Genomic DNA, 19406 nt, shown 5'->3' on the forward strand with positions numbered 1-19406 from the left:
TGGACAACCGCCGTTGGACCCGGTAAGCGATGCGCCGGAAGCGCAGACTGCCGCGACCGAACGTTTCCGGCAGGATGCGGACGTTCAGAACGCACTGAGCCACACGGCGAAACTGTCTGAGGTGAATGTGGCGGACTTCGACGCGGTGTTCTATCCCGGCGGACATGGCCCGCTGTGGGATCTGGCGGAAAGCGCCGATTCCATCTCCTTGCTCGAAGCCTTTGACCGTGCTGGGAAACCGCTGGGTCTGGTTTGTCATGCGCCGGGCGCATTGCGTCATGTCCGAGGTGCCGACGGCGAACCGCTGATCAAAGGACGTAAAGTGACCGGTTTCTCGAATAGCGAAGAGGCCGCGGTCCAATTGACGGAGGTGGTTCCGTTCCTGATCGAAGATGAATTTACGCAGCTGGGCGGACGCTACGAAAAAGGCGCCGACTGGCAGCCCCATATCGTGACCGACGGTCTTCTGACCACGGGTCAAAACCCGGCGAGTTCAGAAGGGGTCGCCCAGGCTTTGCTTAAGCAGTTGGCCTAATCCGCATTTTTATTTCGGAGTGAATTATGAGTTCTTCAGTTACTGCGGCCTCTCTGGCCGCCACCGTCGCCGACATGAAACGAGCGCATGTGCAGGACGGCCCCGCCAGTGGTGAATTGCGCCGCGACCGTATTGAACGCGCCATTCAGTTGCTGACTCGCCATCATCAGGCGCTCGAAGCGGCGGTTCGCGCCGACTACGGTCACCGGAGCCCTTATCTGACCATCCTGGCTGATATTCTGGGATCTGTGAAAGCGTTGAATCATGCCCGAGAAAGTCTGGCGCAGTGGATGCAGCCTGACGAACAGCCCGCGCCGGGGCCGGGGGTTCACGCGCGGGTGCAATATCAGCCGCTCGGTGTCGTCGGGATTATCAGTCCGTGGAATTTCCCGTTGAATCTGACGTTTTATCCGTTGGCGGGCGTTCTCGCCGCCGGTAACCGCGCGTTGATTAAGCCCTCTGAACTGACGCCGCGAACGGCAGAGCTGTTGGCGGATTTAGTCGCGCGTTATTTTGATCCGCTGGAAATGACGACCGTGTTGGGCGATGCGGATGTCGGTAAAGCGTTTAGCGCACAGGCTTTCGACCACCTGATCTTTACTGGCAGCACCAGCGTCGGGCGTCACGTCATGCGTGCGGCGGCGGAGAATCTGGTGCCCGTGACGCTGGAACTGGGCGGGAAGTCACCCGTAATGGTGGATGACGACGCGGATATCCAGATGGCTGCCCAGCGCGTGATGACGGTCAAAACGTTCAACGCCGGACAGATTTGTATGTCGCCGGATTACGTGCTGCTGCCTGAGTCGGCGCGCGATGACTTTGTCACACATGCGCGCGCGTTTGTCGCCGAAGCGTATCCAACATTGTCTGAAAACCCCGACTACAACAGCATCATCAGCGATCGTCACTTCCAGCGGCTACAGCAGTTATTGACCGATGCGCGGGAGAAAGGCGCGACGGTGATTGAACTTTCCGCCGAAGGGGAAGCGGGCGTATCGCTCTCGCAGCGGAAGTTGTCGCCGAAGATCGTGTTGAATGTGACTGACGATATGCTGGTGATGCAGGAAGAGATTTTCGGGCCGATCCTACCGTTGAAAACCTACGCCAAACCGGAGGAGGCGGTCGCCTACATCAACGCACATCCGCGTCCGCTGGCGGCTTACTACTTTGGTCAAGACCCGGTGCGCCAGCGTGATTTCAGCGAGCAGACGACGTCCGGCGCGCTGGTGGTGAACGACGTCATGACGCAGGCGACGATCGATAGCGTACCGTTTGGCGGGGTAGGCGCATCCGGTATGGGCGCCTATCATGGCATCCATGGCTTCCGTCGTTTCAGTCATGCCAAGGCGGTGGTGGTGGTGCAAAGTCCTGTCGGTGAGTCCAACCTGATGATGCGCGCGCCCTACGGGCCGAAAATGGCGGATCTCGACTCCATGCTGAAATCATAATCGCCTAAACAGCCTTCCTGGGCCGCGAACTCATCGCGGCCTTCATTTTTTACCGTCACGTTCCACAGACTGTCACCGTGTTGCGCTAGTTTCTCTTTTATTGTCCCGCTGCGGTTTTATCCCTTGCGCCGCGACAGCCTCATTGACCGGCGTGTTAAATCGGCGGTTGCCCGCATTTCGCTCGGAATTAACGTCTCGCTGCAATGTCTAAACATTCACCGTTGCTGCAATGGTTTTTGTACAGAAACGGCTCGAGCTGTTGGAGCCCCCATTATTCATTGATGCTGTCACGATCCGACAGTGAAGGATAAGCGTTTATGGTGACCCGCTCGTACCCCCTCTTTTTTGCCCGTGACGCCCACCCCAGGCATTGGCCGCTGTGGTGTGGTCTGGCGGTGTTATATCTACTGGTTCAATTGCCTTATCCCATTCTGGTGCGTCTTGGCGGCTGGTTGGGGCGGCGATCTATGCGTTTTTTGAAACGACGGGTCAGCATTGCCCGGCGTAATCTTGAGCTGTGTTTCCCCGAGATTGACGAGCACCAGAAACAGGTCAAATTGACCGAGCATTTTTCGTCGCTCGGCATCGCACTGCTGGAAACAGGGATGGCCTGGTTTTGGCCGGACAAACGCATAAAAAAATGGTTCGATATCGTCGGGCTGGAACATCTGCATAATACGCAGGATCGGGGAAAAGGCGTTATGGTGATTGGCGTGCATTTCATGACGCTGGAGCTGCATTTTCGTATTCTCGGCCATTGCAAACCGATGGTGGTCATGTACCGTCCGCACAACAGCCCCATTCTGGAGCGGGTGCAGAAGTGGGGGCGGTCCCGGTCGGGCAATGTGCTGGTGAATCGCAAAAATCTGATCAGCATGGTACACACGCTAAAACGCGGCGGCACGGTGTGGTTCGCGCCGGATCAGGATAACGGGCCGAAAGGCAGCGTATTCGTCCCGTTTTTTGGTGTAGAGAAGGCGGCGACCTCAAATGGCACTTTCACCATCGCGCGCCTGGCTCAGCCCAAACTGGTGACGGCCGTTGTCATCCGCAAACCGGCGGGGCAGGGGTATCAGTTGGTGATTTCTCCGGCGCTCGAACACTATCCCTATGACGATAGCCTGGCCGCGGCGGCCTATATTAACCGGGCTATAGAACACGAAATCATGAAGGCGCCGGGCCAATATCTCTGGCTGCATCGCCGCTTCAAAACGCGCCCCATGGGTGAACCCTCTCTGTATCTCTAGTCGTCCGACGCACGCGGGGCTTCGGTAGGCTCGCGTCTCTCAGCCCCTGCCTCGGCAAGAATATTCGCCTTATGTTTGATCACGTTAGGTCAATTTATCGTGAAGATATGCGGTGAAATTGGAAATTTACCGTAAATACGCGACATCAACAGTGATACTCGCGGGATTGATTCAAAGATAAATCAATAAACTTCCCTAGAGTGATGCCGATTAATGGGCGACGAGTTGGGATTTATCAAGGCTGGGGAAGTCAACATGAAGTCAATAAATAAAATGATACTAGCGATGGTGGTCGCTGGCATTATGGGGGGGATATTGATTTTGTTGCTCCTGAGCCAGCGGGTGATAGCAAAAAACGATCAAAAAAAAATTGCAGGACTTTGCCGAAGCCATAATGAAGCGTTCCGATGACGTCGTCACTGAATCCAATACCGCGATTAATGAAGCCTACGCACTGAAGTATCCTCTCTGCTCTGAAGACGATTTATTTCAGCTTCGCTACATGATTTACAAGTACCGCTATATAAGCGACCTCGGCCGAATAAAGAACGGCGAATTATTATGTACCGCTGGGCGTGGCGTGTTGTCATCGCCCATTACGCTACCAGAAACAGACGTTCAAAAAGTGGACGGCACTCAGCTTTGGACCGCAGTAAGAGGCCTCTTTGATCCCCGCATTCAAACCGATATCGCCAGCCGCAAAAACGTGGTGGTATTCACATCGCCCGATGCCTTTCGTAGCTTTTCTTATCCACTTAACGGCTACGGCGCAGTGTTAACGTCGGCGGACGATAGCCACATCTTCCAGACTTTTGGCAGTAAAAGCGTGACGCCGAGCCGCTATGAAAGCTCTTGGCTCGCTCAATATCGTCAATCCTACCTGTGCAGTAAGCTGTATGAAATTTGTATTCATGCGCGGCTGAACGCCTCCGGCGTTTTACAGATGCCCGCCTATATGATTACCGCTATCTCGTTGCTGGGCGCTATATTGGGCGGCTCGCTGACGCTGGTTATTTTTCTGCTGCTCGACATTAATCGTTCAATGACCAAACAGCTGCGTCAGGCCGTCAGCCGCAAAAAGCTTCATGTGAATTACCAGCCGATCATTGACCTTAAGGATGAAAAAATCGTTGGCGTCGAAGCGCTGGCTCGGTGGACAAATAAACACGGTCAGCTCGTGTCTCCCGACGTCTTCATCCCTGTAGCGGAAAAACAAGGGATCATCGGTGATATTACGCGGCATATCACTCAGCGCTCGGTTGCCGAGATGCAAAGCGTTTTATTGGATAATCCGGAGTTTTACCTCAGCATCAATCTGGACATCTCCGACGTCCTGGACACCGATTATCAGACCTACCTGAATGAGCAGATTGCGCATTTTGGTGTGACGCCGAGACAAATTATTCTGGAGATCACGGAGCGTTCGACGGCTAATTATGCGACGTTGGCGAAACGATTATCCGAGCTGCGCGCGCAGGGATATCGTATTGCCATCGACGATTTCGGTACGGGTTACTCTAATTTTTCGTATCTCTCCAGCTTGCCGTTCGATGCTTTGAAGATCGACCGAATGTTTACCGAAGCCATCGGCACTGACTCCGTCAACGCACGCATGGTGGATTTATTGTTTACGATGACGTCCATGCTGAATACCTGCGTCATTGTCGAAGGGATCGAAACGGCAGAACAGGCTGCTTACGTCAAAGAACATTGCAAGGACGCCGTGGGGCAGGGTTGGTACTACGGCCGGCCTATGAGCGCGACGCGCTTGAAAGCGTTGTTATCGTAATGCGGCGGACGGGATAAATTGGTTACTGCATTGAATGCAAACGTCGGTGCAGTAAAGCAATAAGCGGCAAGGCGGAATAAGACAAATCGCCGGTCGATGTAATGAAATGCAATGGCGATAAATTGCGCAAATTATAACCTTCAACTTTTCGTGAAAAATGATCATGGCTGGATTCATATCGTAGTAATTATTTTATATTTCCTCCGCCGCTAAGAATAAATATCAATGATGCTTTAAGATGACTCGCTTTGAAATGTTTGGTAATATTTTTTAGCCAACTCAGGCTAAATATAAAACCGTCAAAGAGTCATTCGCAAATGAAAAAATTAGCAGTCTTTGCTTTATCTGCAGCAATATTACTTTCTGGATGCGCAACTATTGTTGGAGAACGATCTCAGGTAGTCAACGTTGAAAGTCATCCCACTGGCGCAAAATTCTCGATACAGGATGAAACCGGGCGAGTCATAGTCACCGGTAATACGCCTCAAAACGTGGTTCTGGATAAATCTAACGGGCATTATTTTGGTGGGAAAAAATACCTGATTACGTTCACAAAAGAAAGTTATCAGCCGCTGACCTTGCCTGTTCGATCATCTGCAAACGGATGGTATATCGGCGGGAACCTGGTTTTCGGCGGTCTTATCGGCTACTTGCTGGTGGACCCTTTCAACGGTGGTATGTATACGCTTCACCCCAAATCCGCCAATGCAATGTTAACACCTCAAGCGCAATAACGTCTGTTTGCATTCTTACGGTGGACTTCAATCAACAATTTTTGATGAGAGCAGTGGAAGAGCTGCTCTCCATTTGTATTGGGTAAATAATAATGAAAAGACTATTTTTTCTGTTTGTCGTATTGGTTTTAAGTGGGTGTTCCAGACCGCATGGCCCGGCCGAATATATATTGGATCAGAACATCGTTAAGCCAAATAATCAGGTCAAGCAGACCAAAGTGACCGTGACCCGAAATAAACAGTTTATCGGTAGCGGGAGCGGCGGTCTCTGTAAGTTTGTGGTCGCGGTTGATGGTATAGAGATTGCATTGTTAAGACAAAATCAGTACGTCACAGCCTATTTAGATAACGGCTTGCACAAGCTGAGAGTCAGCAACGAGTGCGCAGCGATGTCGTTGGGCATGCGGCGAACCGTGGATGTGCTCGCCGACGGCACTGAGCAGGAATATCTGACGGAAGTCGGCATCTGGGGCCAGTACCGACTGTGGCGTACTCGCTAACAGCGCTTTATTCAAGCTTGATAAGCTGCATGAGCCGGCGTAGCTTCGTTAGAGACGATGCGCCGGTTTCCCTCCAGACTAGCTCCGCGGGATTTTTATCACAGAAAGCGATGGGGATAGCTGCTTGAATGATGGCGGAGAGAGAGGGATTTGAACCCTCGGAGGGATGACTCCCTCAACGGTTTTCGAGACCGTCCCGTTCAGCCGCTCCGGCATCTCTCCACGGAAGGGCGATTATAATGCCCCTTTTTGGCGCATTTTAACAGTCCCGATCCCCATTTTTAGACCTGAGTGACGACATAGCGAGCAATATGCATGAAGTGGCAATGGAAAATCTCATCGCCTTCGCCCGAAGAGGGGACCGCATGGCAGTCTGCACTGTCTATCCCACTGCTGGCGCCGCTGGACGAACGCGAGCGGCACCAGTTGGTTAACCTTGCGCAGCAGTTTCTGCGGCAAAAACGACTGGTGCCCCTGCAGCATATTGAGCTGGATGGGGTGATGCAGCAACGCATCGCGCTGTTGTTTTGCCTTCCCGTGATGGAGCTCGGCATTCACTGGCTTGATAGCTTTCATGACGTCCTTATCTATCCTTCGCCGTTCATCGTGACGGACGAATGGGAGGACGAGATTGGCCTGGTCCATTCAGGGGAGGTTGTTCAGTCTGGGCAAAGTTGGGAGCAGGGGCCAATCGTGCTTAACGGGCAGGATATCCAAGACTCTTACGATCTGTCGGGATTCAATCTGGTGATCCACGAAGTCGCGCATAAGCTGGATCTGCGTGGCGGGCATGAAGTCAGCGGTGTTCCACCGCTTCCGCTGCGTGAAATAGCGCAGTGGGAGCAGGCGCTCCACGGGGCGATGAGCGAGCTGCAGGAGGAGATTGACCTGGTGGGAGAGGAGGGGGCCAGTATGGATCCCTACGCCGCAACCGATCCCGCGGAGTGTTTCGCCGTGCTGTCCGAGTATTTTTTTAGCGGGCCCGAACTGCTCTATGAACGTTTCCCCGTGGTCTATGACGTGTTCACGCGGTTCTACCGACAGAAGCCGCTGGAGCGTTTACAGCGCTGGCGAAAAGGGGTCGAAGCGACTTCATCGCATAACTTTTGAGCATAACAACGCGAAATTGAACAGAGGCTAAGCAGTTAGGGTATAAACGCGATTTTGGCGTTGACAGCCCCGAGTGACCTAGATACTATGCGCCCCGTTCACACGATTCCTCTGTAGTTCAGTTGGTAGAACGGCGGACTGTTAATCCGTATGTCACTGGTTCGAGTCCAGTCAGAGGAGCCATATTTAGAGAAGCCCGCTTCAGGAAACTGAAGCGGGCTTCTTGCTTTACCTGCACCTGAGCAAGTTCTTGCCACATTTCGACAGGGCGAGATAACGAGAGAGCTTTCAGCTACGTTTTCCAATTTCCTCCGCATCGGGAGAATCTGGTGGTCAAAATGAGATCAGGTCGAGATTAGTTCAATAACGATTTGACCCGTATAGGTCCCCATACGAGACGAAAACCCGCGAGTTGAAACTCGCATTACTCCATAAAACGACCATGGAACGTGATCCTTCCTGACTCATCTTCGTGAGCGCTGCACTCTATAAGCGTTCGCATAATGACCACTGTATTTATTTCATTCTACAGCTTTTAATAGTGTTCTCTTCGTATTTTCAAGAAGAGTAGGCATTGATTGATAAGAGGCATGTATCAAATGTATGGAGTTATTAATTGTCGCTACGCCTATACTCTGTTCGCCTTCAGTGCCAACTAAAATATTCGGCCCCCATATCGAGTCTATTTTTATATCACCCAAGTTTTCTGAAAATGGAAGTATCCCTAAATTTGATAGCATAATATCTGGAGCACACATTTCATTGTCGAAGGATGTATTGTTTTCTAAGTCGTTGTTATCCATATAAGGCTGATAAAAATCCATTAACGCCGTCATGCCAGACTTTTCCCGGTAACAGCTTAAGTCATTTGTGATTAATCTGGATATATCCCAGAATGTGTCCGGTTTAGATGGGTTATAGCTATAGGTTGGAAATAACGCTAAAAAACAGAGACTATAATCCAGCCCGAAGTGTTTTCTGGCATCAATAGGCGTACAAATCCTTACTGGCCTTCCATCCCATTCAGGGGACTTGTACAAGGAAAAGGCAAAGGCGGCGGATAATGTCCCGTGAACCGTTGTCTTTTCCTGTTTTGCTCGTTCTCTTATTTTGCTTGAAAGCCCGGGCGATAGACGTTCACGGAAAATTTTTAGTTTTGCGAAATCCCGTTCAGTATAGGGTACGGGCTTATTGGTGAAAGAAGGGGGTTTTATATTTCCGATTGAGTCTAAGCTTGAAGAAAATAAATCCTCAATCGGGGGAAGTAACGTCAAGGCTGGTAGTGTATTTCCTGCCAAACGCTGTAAGACGTCATAAATAAAAAAGGATAACGATCTCCCATCTGAAATACCGTGATGAGACGTCACAATGATAACGCAACGTTCTTCACTGTAAAGAAGAGCAGCTTTTAGCAAAGCTTTATCACTTGTATCAGATGGAGTAAAAAACTCTCGTTTTATCTCTTGTTCAACAGAATATGTTTCATTTAAATATGAAACTCTCAATGGAATCTCGATGCTGTCGTCATGGAAAAAACACAGCTGGCCTTCTCCATTAGTGCCCACATATGCATTAAGTAATGGATGTCTTGACTGAACATCTTTCAGGGCTTTCGACCAACTTTCTATCGTTGTGAAACCAGACACTTCAGCTGTCATACTGAGATTTTTTGGACTTACAGCATCCATTTGCCAAGCCCGACGCTCAAGGATGCCGAGTTCTCTTATAACAACTGGTTTCTTCATTTGTCTAAAACTCCCCTTTATCATTTAAATTTGACACCTCACTCTTTATATAAACTAGTGGGGGGCACTTACGATGGTCGAATGGAAAGCATCCTCAACACTTAGTCGATGAAATGGATTTGTTCAACTCTTTCTTCGCTAAATATTAGCGGGGGAATAATTTCCTAAAATTTTATTGCATTAAATTAATTATTCTAAATTAATCCTGAGATACACAAGGTGAACAACCTGCTAGATTGTTTTGGATGAAAAATAAAACGTTAATCTATCTGTCTGTTGGTGCTAGCTTTTTATCCAGCCTCTTGAAGATTTGCTGTGCTTTCGACTTTCGGAAACGTGGAGCAAGTGTATTGAAATAGGTTGTTCAAATTGCTCCGAGACCTTAGCTCGCGATAGTAAAAACGAGCCTCTATTAGTTAATTTTTGACTCGAGGGTGACAGCGCTGGGAAAAGTAAATTGATGGCGCTAGCGAGTGAACATGGGCTACACAAGTGCCGCTCACGAACACATGCCCGATCTGCCGGATAGTGAAGCACTACGACGTATCGACCCACTATATGTATGACTATTCATAAGGTGAAAATTGGTTTTTCTGCTTTTCTAAGTGGGTTAATTGTTTGCATATCAATATGTTTTATTAATATCTTGGGTTTTGAAGAATTTATAGTATCAGCTTTCGTAGGCTTAATAATTAATTGCGATGTGGCGTTGAAACAGTTATTTTTCATGATTGTTTCGGGTCTATTGGAAGCGAGTTGGATTTTTTAAATTGATGATATGACAATGAATGATAAGGCGTTGGCGGTATGATACCAGTGCGCGAATCCCCCATTTTTTGCTGACAATTTTTGAGGTTAAATAACAGCTTTTTTTCTGATCAAATTATCATAGTTTTATTCTGTGTTTGCTAACTTAACGGTTATATAAGGAAAATCTATGGAAGGAAAATCACGGAAGACAGTAGCGGAAATCCTGGTCAAACATTTAGAAAATACCGGGGTGGATATCGCCTTTGGCGTTTCAGGTGCTTATATATCCCCGGTATGGAAGGCGCTGACCGAATCGTCTATTAATACCATTCATTGCCGACATGAGACCGGCGCGACGTTCTGTGCTTCTGAATACAGCTTGTATCATCATAAGCCTGCCGCCGTCTTTACCACCGCGGGACCGGGTATCACCAACGCATTAACGGCTGCGCGCACGGCAAAGCTGGATGGCGCTAAAGTGATATTCATCGCCCCGATTACCACGGCGAAAAGTAATGGATTGTGGGGGTTGCAACAAACGACGGTAGAGGACGTCCTTGCCCTGCAAGGAGAGGGAATTTCGGGCTACTTCGATCGTGTCGTATGTATTGATGAAAAAGCAAAATTGAGTGAAGCGATTGACGCCATCAATCATTTCAATGTTTCCCAAGGCCATGTACTGGGAATTTTCATTCTTCCCAACATACAGAAGTCAGAAATTGCAGAAGAGGAATACAACGAAACACCATCCTCTCTCTCCTCTCCGATCGTCTGTGAAGATAAGGGCGCTCTGGACGCGCATCAGCAAGAAATAGCAGAAGTTCTGGCTGCGGGTGATGCCATTATTTGGAATGGCTTTGGTTGTCTCGACGCGTCGGATGTATTAACGCGACTCGCCATTGAAACCCAGACGGCGGTGATGTCGACGCCTCGCGGGAAAGGTGTCTTCCCTGAAAATCATCCGTTATATATCGGCTCTACCGGTTTAGGCTGCGATGAGCCGGCACTTTTGTCTGCCATCGATAAGCTGTCGTTGAAAACAATGGTTATCTTGGGAACGCGGTTGGGGGAATCCAGCGCGCATTATCTTCAAAATAAAATAAAAGGCGTCAAGGTCTACTACGTCAGCCTGGAAAAGGCCGATATTAAAAATAACCTGCCTCCTAAAACTGAAATGATTCATGCCGAACTCACCGCCTTTCTACAGGGCGTCTACGAGAAAATAAAAACGCTGCCTCTCGCTCATCGCTCAACCGCTCTTCCGCAGCTCAAAGCGTCTCGATGTGAAGTCGCGGTCAAGAACAACGATGGCGTGGTTAATCCAGTCGATGTCATGGCCGCCATTCAAAAAGTAGCGATTGATGAACACGACTGTCTGGTGGCGTCCGATGCCGGCAACTCGCATGTCTGGGCAAACCGATTTTTGCAATTTCAAAAGCCCAACCGATACCGGGTCAATTCCGCGATGGGTACCATGGGGCATTATGCCTGCGGCATCGTCGGGCTGGCGATGTCGGGGAAAGTCACCGTGGGCATCATCGGCGATGGTTCGATGCTGATGAATAACGAAATTAGTACCGCAGTGCATCACCGAGTCCCGGCGATTTGGGTGGTATTGAACGATGGCGGCTACAACATGTGCAGGCAGGGGTTGAATTCGGTCGGTTATCCGGCGCTGGATTGCGCTATTCCAATGGTGGATTTCGCCATGTTCGCTCATGCGCTAGGGGCAAACGGTGTCTGTGTCACGAGTCGCGCCGAATTGGAAAGCTCGCTACGTACGGCGGTTAACCAAGCGCTTCCCACTGTCATTGATGTGCGCATAGACAGGGATGTACTGCCGCCGGTATTGGGTCGACAAAACGCCGTCAAATCGCTGTAAATCAGTTCTCACCGCCGAATTAAGCATCAAGCCTGCGGGTGTTCATTCCCCGGAGAGACTGAGACGAGGGTTTAACCACAACCTCTTTGCGAAGAGAAGGGCATAAATCTTGGGTGAGAGGTCTCCCGGTTCTCTCTGAGGCGAGTTCAGGCGCGCGTATTCCCGCTAATCGTGAGGACTTCCCGGGCGTGAGCGCTGTCGTGCTAAAGCGCAGCCTATTACCTCATTCCTGGGTATAGGCTACCTTGGTTTATGTCCTGCCGGCCACGTCTCGCTCCTTGTTAATCCTCTATTCCAGACTGACCACCACCACTGATTTTGCAGGGATAGACAGATTCAGTTGCGACCCGTCGATCTTGCCGCCGTGATAAGGGACGGGGTGAATGGCTTCGGCCTGGCCGGGTACATTATGCGCATCCGACGTCGTGCTGGTCAGCACTTCTCCCTTCACCGTTTTCACCTTCAACGTACCCAGTTTAACGGCCAGATCGTAGCCCTCGTGCTGGTTCATATTCGCGACCCCGATATACGTTTTGCCGTCCTTTCCCTTGGCGGCGGAAACATTGAGGGCCGGGAATGGGCGCCCGTTATACGTCAGTTGAGGCGCTTTCACCGTTAGCGGGATGGCGGTCGAATCCTGGAACGGCACGTACATTTTGTAGGCATAGTAGGTCGGCGTTAAGGCGATCTTATCGCCTTCCGTCAGGATCATCGCCTGTAGCACATTGATGGTCTGGGCGATGTTGGTCATCCGTACGCGGTCGGTATACCGGTGGAAAATATTGAAGTTGGCGGCCGCCAGAATGCCGTCCCGCAGCGTATTCTGCTGGAACAGATGGCCGTGATAGGTGCCGGGCTCGACGTTATACCAGGCGCCCCATTCGTCAACGAACAGGCCGATGCGTTTCTCCGGATCGCGCTTATCCATGACGACGATGTGCTGGCGCAGAATGTCATCCATGCGCAGCGTCTGTTGGAAAATGGCATTCCATTGTGCGTCGGGAAAACCGGTGGCGGACGCCCGATTGCGGTTCTTCCAGTCGCCAGTGATCACGGTATAGAAATGCAGAGAAATGGCGTCCAGATGCGCGCTGGCGTTTTTTATGACGACGTCGGTCCAGTTCGTGTCGTCATTATTCGCACCGGAGCCGACGCGCATCGCCGTATTGTCGTTATCGTGGTGGAAGTTGGTGCCGTTTTTATGGAACAGCGAGCCAAAGCGGCGTAATTCATTCGCATAGTATTCGGGCGTCATATTGCCGCCACAGCCCCAGCTTTCATTGCCGATGCCGATAAACGGCACCTTGAAGGGCGCATCGCGGCCATTGGCGCGTCGCTCGTTCGCCAGACTGTCGCGATCTTTAGACGTCAGATACTCGATCCATTCGCGCATCTCCGTTGGCGTGGACGAAGCCACGTTGACGGAAACGTAGGCGTCCGCGCCAATCTGTTCGGCGAAATCGAAGAATTCGTGCGTGCCGAACGCGTTAGACTCTAGCGCGCCGCCCCACCAGTTGTTTTTACGCACCGGTCGTTTATCGCGCGGACCGATGCCGTCGCGCCAATGATATTCATCCGCAAAGCAGCCTCCCGGCCAACGTACGACCGGCACTTTAATGGCTTTCAGCGCGGAGACCACATCGTTTCTGATGCCGCGCGTATTGGGGATGGGAGAGTCAGGACCGACCCAGATACCGTCGTAAATGCCTCGTCCCAGATGCTCGGAAAACTGACCATAGATGTAGCGGGAAATCGGCGCACCGGGACGGTCGGCCTGCAACGAGGCTTCTATCCTGCTATTTTCGGCGGCGGAAGGCGAGCTGAACGGTAGGGCCAGCGCGGCCAGAGTGACGCCTATTATTCCTGTGACGCTGTTTTTTTTCATAGACACCTCGGTGATGGCGCAAAAAAAACCTGAACGGCCTCTCGTAAGAGAACCTTTCAGGTTTTGCCTGGCCGGCGGCCAGTGACAATCCAACGGTGATAGGGGGAAGGCTACGTAAATTGCCGCGCTGCGGCTGTTAGACGGGTCACATTTCCACCGTTTCCGCAGGTGCGCCTGCTTTGTACCGTCGTCAACGGCGGTTAAAGTTCATCTGCGGCGTCAGAAAGGCGCTGCGAAACCATAGTCGGAAGGCGTTCATCGACGGGGTGAAAAGCGCGTCCTTGCGCCACGCCAGCCCAACGAGCATGGGATGTAGATTGTCGGTCAGCGCACGGGTTTCGATCCTTTTACCTTCCAGCGACCACGGGCGATAGACCAGATCGGACAAGATCGCGACGCCCAGCCCGTCGGCGACCATGCTGCGCACAGCTTCGACGGAGCTGGTCCGCAGCATCACGTTGGGACGCTGCCCGCTTTCTTCCCAGTAGCGCATCGCGCTATGGTCGGCTTCATCGACGGTCAGCATAATAAACGGCTCTCTGGCGACGTCCGCGAGCGTGAGATGCGGTTTGTCGCACAGTGGATGACGGCTGGGCAGCCAGAGACGGCGCTCGGAATTAAACAGCGTTTCCGAGGTGATGCCTGGGAGGGTCAGGTTAGCGGTCAGCACCAACGCGATATCCAGCGAGCCATCCAGCAGACCGCGCTCAATATCGATGCGTTCCCGCTCGTAGAGATTGATATTTAGATGGGGAAAGGCGGAAGAGAGCCGCTGCAAATGGTAGGGAAGGAAATAGCCCATCACCGTGTAGGAGGCGGCCAAATTTAGCTGGCCGCAGATTTGGTCGTCCGTCGAGGGAATATGCAGCGCATCGTCCACGCTGCGCAGAATGGAGTAGGCATGGTGCAAAAAGTGGGTGCCGGTCTCCGTCAACGTCATGCCCCGCACTGAACGGCGGAACAGCGGCTTCCCCAATAGGCCTTCTAGCTCCTGAATGGCGCTTGTCACGCCCGATTGCGAGATATTCAGATGTATGGCGGCCTGTGATATTTGCCCCATTTCCGCCGTGGCGACGAAGTAGCGAATCTGGCGTAGTGTCAACATGCTCTTCTCCGGTATGAGGGGCTGAAATCAGTCCGGCGTCGTCACCGGGATAGGACTTCATTTAGCGATCTCTTTTTTCGATGGGTTGCTATCAGAAAATAATGCTATTCGTCTGTAAAAAACTTCCCCTATATTATTTTTAAATCAATGAGCGACCAATAATAAAATATTATGACAAAACGCATCGATTTAAATTCTGATATGGGCGAAGACTTCGGATCCTGGTTAATTAACGGCAATATTGATCGGGAAATTATGTCATTCATAAGTTCTGCCAATATTGCCGCTGGGTTTCATGCCGGCGATCCCACCGTTATGCGTAAAACTATCGAGATGGCGAAATATTACGGCGTCGCCATCGGGGCGCATCCCGGTTACCGCGATTTAATGGGTTTTGGCCGTCGACATATTGCCATGCAACCGGACGAATTGGTTAACGATATCATTTATCAGCTGGGCGCATTGCGAGAATTAGCGCGGTTATATCAGATGGAGTTACAGCATATAAAACCGCACGGCGCGCTCTATATGCATCTGGCGCAAGAGGCGGCCTCGGCGCACTGCTTTGTAGAGGCGCTGCATCGCATCGCGCCGGGTTTGCTGCTGTATTGCATGCACGGCACGGCTGTATGGCGAGCGGCCCAGTCTGTACAACATCCTGTAATCTGTGAGTTTTATGCGGATAGGGACTATGACCAGAGCGGTTCTATCGTCTTTACCCGCCGGGTGGGCGCGCTGGACCCGGACGAGGTGGCGCAGAAGGTGCTGCGCGCATGTCGGGATGGCGTCGTGCGCACCGTTGAGGGCGAAGATATTCCTATCGTTTTCGAGTCGGTCTGCATGCATAGCGATACGCCGGGCGCGCAGGGATTGTTAAAGGCGACCTGCGAATTATTAAAGTCGTCGTCTATTGAAATTACAGCACCAGGAAAGCAGCGCATGTTTCAAAAATAATAATGCCGTATCAGGAGTGATTAATATGAAAGAATATGACGTTTATTCTCCTTTGCCGGGCGTTTTTTATCGGCAACCCGCGCCGGAAATGCCGCCTTTTACGGAAGAGGGCGATAATGTTCAGGAAGATACGGTCATTGGCCTGATTGAGGTAATGAAACAATTTACCGAAATGGTGGCAGGGCATTCAGGAAAATTAATTAAATTCAACGTTGAAAGTGGCGATCCGATCGAACCCGGACAGGTTATAGCCATTATTAAAAGCGATCGCTAAATAAAAGTTTTTATTATCGCTGAGCGTTTATTTCAATCACCGCGGAAGTGGAGATATTGATGCCGATAAATAAATTATTGATTGCCAACCGAGGGGAAATTGCCGTCAGGATTATTCGCGCCGCTCAGGCGCTGGGGATCCCAACGGTGGCGGCGTGCAGCGAGGCGGACGTGGCCTCGCTGCCGGTGCAACTGGCCGACGACTACCGCATCATTGGCGGGGCCAGGGCCGACCAGAGCTATTTGAATCCGCAGGCGGTGCTGCAAGCGGCGCGGGAGAGCGGCGCGGATGCGATCCATCCGGGGTATGGATTTTTGTCGGAAAACGCGGAGTTCGCCGCCGCCGTCGGGGACGCTGGCATGATTTTCGTCGGGCCGACGGCGGCGGTGATCCGGTCGATGGGCGACAAGGCCGCCGCCCGTCGTACCGCGCAGGCGGCGGGCGTGCCGGTGGTGCCAGGATCGGAGCAGGAGATCACGACGATCGACGACGCATTGCAGGCCGCCGAGCATATCGGCTATCCGTTGTTGATCAAAGCGGCGGCAGGTGGGGGCGGTCGCGGCATTCGCATTGTGCAGTCAAAGGAAGCGCTGCAAGCCGCTTTTCCGCTGGCGCAGCAGGAAGCCAAGGCCGCCTTTGGCTCCGGCCAGGTCTATCTGGAGCTGTTTATCGAACACGCCCGCCACATCGAAGTCCAGATCCTCGGCGACGGCGAACGGGTGGTACATCTGTTCGACCGGGAGTGCTCGCTGCAACGGCGGCGCCAGAAACTCTTCGAGGAGGCGCCGTCTCCGGCGTTGACCGGGGCGCAGCGTCAGGCGCTGTGCGACAGCGCGGTGAGGCTGGCGCAGAGCCTGTCCTATCAGGGCGCGGGCACGCTGGAATATCTCTTCGACTCGGCCACCGGCCGCTTCTACTTCATTGAAATGAACACCCGCATTCAGGTTGAACACCCGGTGACGGAAATGGTCACGGGCGTGGATCTGGTGCAGTGGATGCTGCGTATCGCCGGGGGCGAAAAGCTGACTTTACGGCAGGAAGCGATCGCGCTGAACGGTTCGGCCTGCGAGATGCGCATCAATGCGGAAGATCCGGAACGCCATTTCTTCCCCTGTCCCGGCACGGTGACGGACGTCAGTTGGCCGCGGGGCGCGGGCGTACGGGTCGAAAGCCACTTGTTCTCCGGCTATCGTATCCCGCCGTATTACGACTCGCTGGTGGCGAAATTGGTCATTCACGGCGAAGATCGCGCACAGGCTTTGTCTCGCGCCGTCGCTGCGCTGGCGGACCTGCGCATCGCCGGTATCACCACCACCCAGTCGCTGCACCAATGGCTGTTGGCGGACTCGCGCCTGCAGGCGGGCGACTTTACCACGACGGCGCTGGAGCGCTGGCTGGCTGAACGGGCCGCCGCGGATGCTGCGGCCGCTCAGGAGGTATGACATGACGACGAAAGCCATTCGTTACAGCTTTGGCGGCGACGAACATTTATTTGCGGAAATTGACGAAGCCATGTCGCTGGACGCGTTCTTTCGCGGCATGGCGATCACGCGCGCGCTGGAGTCGCAGAGGCTGCCTGGCGTGCTGGATATCTGTCTGGCGAACGCCTCGTTTCAGGTGCGCTTCAATCCCGACATCATTGCGCCGGAGGCCGTGCTGGAGCAGGTGAAAAACGCCGAGGCGCAGGCCACCACCGGCACCATGCTGTCGACTCGTATTATCGAAATACCGGTGCTTTATAACGACCCGTGGACGCACGAAACGCTCATGCGGTTTCGCGATCGTCATCAAGATCCGCAGGCGACCGATCTGGAGTATGCCGCCGCGATTAACGGCTATGCCGAGGTAGCAGATTTTATCGCCGCGCACAGCGGCACGCCGTGGTTTGTCTCGATGGTGGGATTTGTGGCGGGGCTGCCCTTCATGTTCCAGATGGTGGAAGAAGCCAAACAGCTGGAAGTGCCTAAATATCTGCGGCCCCGCACCGATACGCCGCGCCAGTCGCTCGGTCACGGCGGCTGCTTCGGCTGCCTCTATTCGGTACGTGGAGCGGGCGGCTACCAGCTATTCGGCGTCACGCCCGCGCCGATCTACGACCCGAGCCAGCGTCTCGACTATCTGCAAGCGTCGATGGTGTTCTTCCGCGCGGGGGATATCGTCCAGTTCCGGGCGATGGATCGCGCCGAATACGACCGTGCCGTGGCGGAGGTCGAAGCGGGCACGTTCAGCCTGCGCATCCGTCCGGTGACGTTCGAACTGGAAAAATTCAGCGCGGACGCCGCGCATTACACCCACTCCCTGCGGGAGGTGCTGTATGCCGATTAAAGTTATCAAGCCCGGACTGGCGACCTCGGTACAGGATATCGGTCGCGAGGGGTACTACCACCTCGGCATACCGCCTTCGGGCGGGATGGACAACTATGCCTTGCGCATGGCCAACCTGCTGGTGGGCAACAATGAGTCTGCCGCCGTACTGGAAATCACGTTGATCGGCCCGGAGCTGGCGTTCGGTAAAGAGGTCTTGGTGGCGGTCACGGGCGCGCGGATGGCGCCCCGGCTGGACGGCGCGGAAATGCCGCTGGACGCCGCATTTCGAGTCAGGCCCGGTCAGGTGCTGAAGTTTGATTTCGCCAAAGCAGGCTGTCGCAGCTATCTCGCCGTGGCGGGCGGTATTGACGTCCCGCTGGCGCTCGGCAGCCGCTCCACCTACACGCTAGGGGCGCTCGGCGGATGGGAAGGGCGGCGGTTGCAGGAGGGGGATCGGTTGCCTATCGGCGAACCGACCGGCGAGGGAGCCGAAGGCGCGCAGGCGCCCGAGGCGTTGTGTCCGAGCTTTGAAAAGGAGGTCACGCTGCGGCTGGTGCCCGGCCTCTACATTCATCGCCTGACTGACGACGCGGCGGCGCAGTTTTTCGCCGATACCTGGCGGGTCGGCACGGAGGCGGACCGCATTGGCTATCGCCTGAAAGGCGGTAAACCGCTGGAGTACCTACCGCGTACGCCGCCGTTCGGCGCCGGTTCCGACCCGTCCAATATCGTCGACGCGTGCTATCCCATCGGCTCCGTCCAGGTGCCGGGCGGGCTGGAGCCAATAATTCTGCTGCGCGATGCGGTTTCCGGCGGCGGTTATATGACACTGGGAACGGTGATCAGCGCCGATTTGGATCGGGTGGCGCAGATGCAACCGCATCATCAGGTACGTTTTGTGCCTGTCTCGCTGGAGGAGGCGCTCGCTGCCCGACAGCAATCCCAGCAGCGGCTGGCACAGTTAAGAGACTGGATTGGCCGGCAAACGGCCTGATCCCGCCCGGCGGCCTTCGCCGGTTACGGTAGCGTAGCCGTACTCATGGTCTTCTCACGGGCCATGCGGCAGCGACGGTCCGCATGGTGATGGGGGCTGTCTGCTACTCGCGGTTTATCGCTGAAACGTGGCCTTTTCCGATGTTGG

17 protein-coding genes and 2 tRNA genes are annotated in these 19406 nt (G+C 53.3%); 15 read left to right on the forward strand and 4 right to left on the reverse strand.

The genetic code is table 11. The annotated features are described in order from the left end of the window. The 7 genes from AU511_RS03950 to AU511_RS03980 form a co-directional block, all read left to right on the forward strand. Positions 1–535 (forward strand): type 1 glutamine amidotransferase domain-containing protein (locus AU511_RS03950; RefSeq protein ID WP_139829354.1); only part of this gene is annotated, 535 nt, incomplete at its 5' end. 26 nt (positions 536–561) lie between these two features. Next, positions 562–1983, forward strand: coding sequence for a coniferyl aldehyde dehydrogenase (locus AU511_RS03955; RefSeq protein WP_094108837.1), 1422 nt, complete (start codon positions 562–564; stop codon positions 1981–1983). Positions 1984–2300: 317 nt separating this feature from the next. After that, on the forward strand, positions 2301–3230 hold the full coding sequence (gene lpxL, locus AU511_RS03960; RefSeq protein ID WP_094108838.1) for an LpxL/LpxP family Kdo(2)-lipid IV(A) lauroyl/palmitoleoyl acyltransferase: 930 nt from the start codon (positions 2301–2303) through the stop codon (positions 3228–3230). A 213-nt stretch (positions 3231–3443) separates the two neighbouring features. Further along, positions 3444–3641, forward strand: a complete 198-nt coding sequence (locus AU511_RS03965) for a hypothetical protein (protein WP_094108839.1) — start codon at positions 3444–3446, stop codon at positions 3639–3641. After that, entirely contained in the window at positions 3625–5019 is a 1395-nt protein-coding gene (locus AU511_RS03970; protein ID WP_094108840.1) for an EAL domain-containing protein, read from the forward strand. Before AU511_RS03965 ends, AU511_RS03970 begins: the two co-directional genes overlap by 17 nt. Before the next feature lie 317 nt (positions 5020–5336). Further along, entirely contained in the window at positions 5337–5753 is a 417-nt protein-coding gene (locus AU511_RS03975; protein ID WP_094108841.1) for a single stranded DNA-binding domain-containing protein, read from the forward strand. Positions 5754–5845: 92 nt separating this feature from the next. Continuing rightward, complete coding sequence (locus tag AU511_RS03980; RefSeq protein ID WP_094100134.1) at positions 5846–6253, forward strand: hypothetical protein; 408 nt, start codon at positions 5846–5848, stop codon at positions 6251–6253. Positions 6254–6385: 132 nt separating this feature from the next. Here the strand turns inward: AU511_RS03980 and AU511_RS03985 are convergent. After that, positions 6386–6475: transfer RNA gene (locus AU511_RS03985), tRNA-Ser, on the reverse strand. 93 nt (positions 6476–6568) lie between these two features. Here AU511_RS03985 and mtfA point away from each other — a divergent pair. Both mtfA and AU511_RS03995 read left to right on the forward strand, forming a co-directional pair. Beyond that, positions 6569–7363: a DgsA anti-repressor MtfA gene (gene mtfA / locus AU511_RS03990; protein WP_094108842.1), complete on the forward strand. Its 795-nt coding sequence runs from the start codon at positions 6569–6571 to the stop codon at positions 7361–7363. Positions 7364–7470: 107 nt separating this feature from the next. Then, positions 7471–7546: transfer RNA gene (locus AU511_RS03995), tRNA-Asn, on the forward strand. Between the two features lie 338 nt (positions 7547–7884). On the opposite strand, the gene AU511_RS04000 is transcribed toward AU511_RS03995, so the two are convergent. Then, positions 7885–9108: a condensation domain-containing protein gene (locus AU511_RS04000; RefSeq protein ID WP_100059636.1), complete on the reverse strand. Its 1224-nt coding sequence runs from the start codon at positions 9106–9108 to the stop codon at positions 7885–7887. Between the two features lie 937 nt (positions 9109–10045). Here AU511_RS04000 and AU511_RS04005 point away from each other — a divergent pair. Continuing rightward, the gene (locus tag AU511_RS04005) at positions 10046–11740 is read left to right on the forward strand and encodes a thiamine pyrophosphate-binding protein (RefSeq protein WP_094108843.1); all 1695 of its coding nucleotides are present in this window, start codon (positions 10046–10048) and stop codon (positions 11738–11740) included. A gap of 289 nt (positions 11741–12029) precedes the next feature. On the opposite strand, the gene AU511_RS04010 is transcribed toward AU511_RS04005, so the two are convergent. Together AU511_RS04010 and AU511_RS04015 are read right to left on the reverse strand one after the other, a co-directional pair. Next, a complete protein-coding gene (locus AU511_RS04010; RefSeq protein ID WP_094108844.1) occupies positions 12030–13625 on the reverse strand; it encodes an alpha-N-arabinofuranosidase in 1596 nt (531 codons plus the stop codon). Between the two features lie 190 nt (positions 13626–13815). Further along, a complete protein-coding gene (locus tag AU511_RS04015; protein ID WP_094108845.1) occupies positions 13816–14730 on the reverse strand; it encodes a LysR family transcriptional regulator in 915 nt (304 codons plus the stop codon). 171 nt (positions 14731–14901) lie between these two features. Here AU511_RS04015 and AU511_RS04020 point away from each other — a divergent pair, with 171 nt between their 5' ends. From AU511_RS04020 to AU511_RS04040, 5 genes are read left to right on the forward strand one after another with little or no spacing between them, the layout of a single operon-like run. Next, entirely contained in the window at positions 14902–15684 is a 783-nt protein-coding gene (locus AU511_RS04020; RefSeq protein WP_094108846.1) for a 5-oxoprolinase subunit PxpA, read from the forward strand. Positions 15685–15709: 25 nt separating this feature from the next. Beyond that, positions 15710–15958, forward strand: coding sequence for an acetyl-CoA carboxylase (locus AU511_RS04025; protein WP_094100140.1), 249 nt, complete (start codon positions 15710–15712; stop codon positions 15956–15958). A 53-nt stretch (positions 15959–16011) separates the two neighbouring features. Further along, positions 16012–17400 carry an acetyl-CoA carboxylase biotin carboxylase subunit gene (locus tag AU511_RS04030; protein WP_100059637.1) on the forward strand — a complete coding sequence of 463 codons (1389 nt, stop codon included), beginning with the start codon at positions 16012–16014 and terminating at the stop codon, positions 17398–17400. A 1-nt stretch (position 17401) separates the two neighbouring features. After that, positions 17402–18283, forward strand: a complete 882-nt coding sequence (locus AU511_RS04035; RefSeq protein ID WP_094100141.1) for a 5-oxoprolinase subunit B family protein — start codon at positions 17402–17404, stop codon at positions 18281–18283. Further along, the gene (locus tag AU511_RS04040) at positions 18273–19259 is read left to right on the forward strand and encodes a 5-oxoprolinase subunit C family protein (protein WP_094108849.1); all 987 of its coding nucleotides are present in this window, start codon (positions 18273–18275) and stop codon (positions 19257–19259) included. Before AU511_RS04035 ends, AU511_RS04040 begins: the two co-directional genes overlap by 11 nt. The last annotated feature ends 147 nt before the right edge of the window (positions 19260–19406 follow it).

The organism is Lonsdalea iberica (assembly GCF_002111585.1).
Classification (GTDB): domain Bacteria; phylum Pseudomonadota; class Gammaproteobacteria; order Enterobacterales; family Enterobacteriaceae; genus Lonsdalea; species Lonsdalea iberica.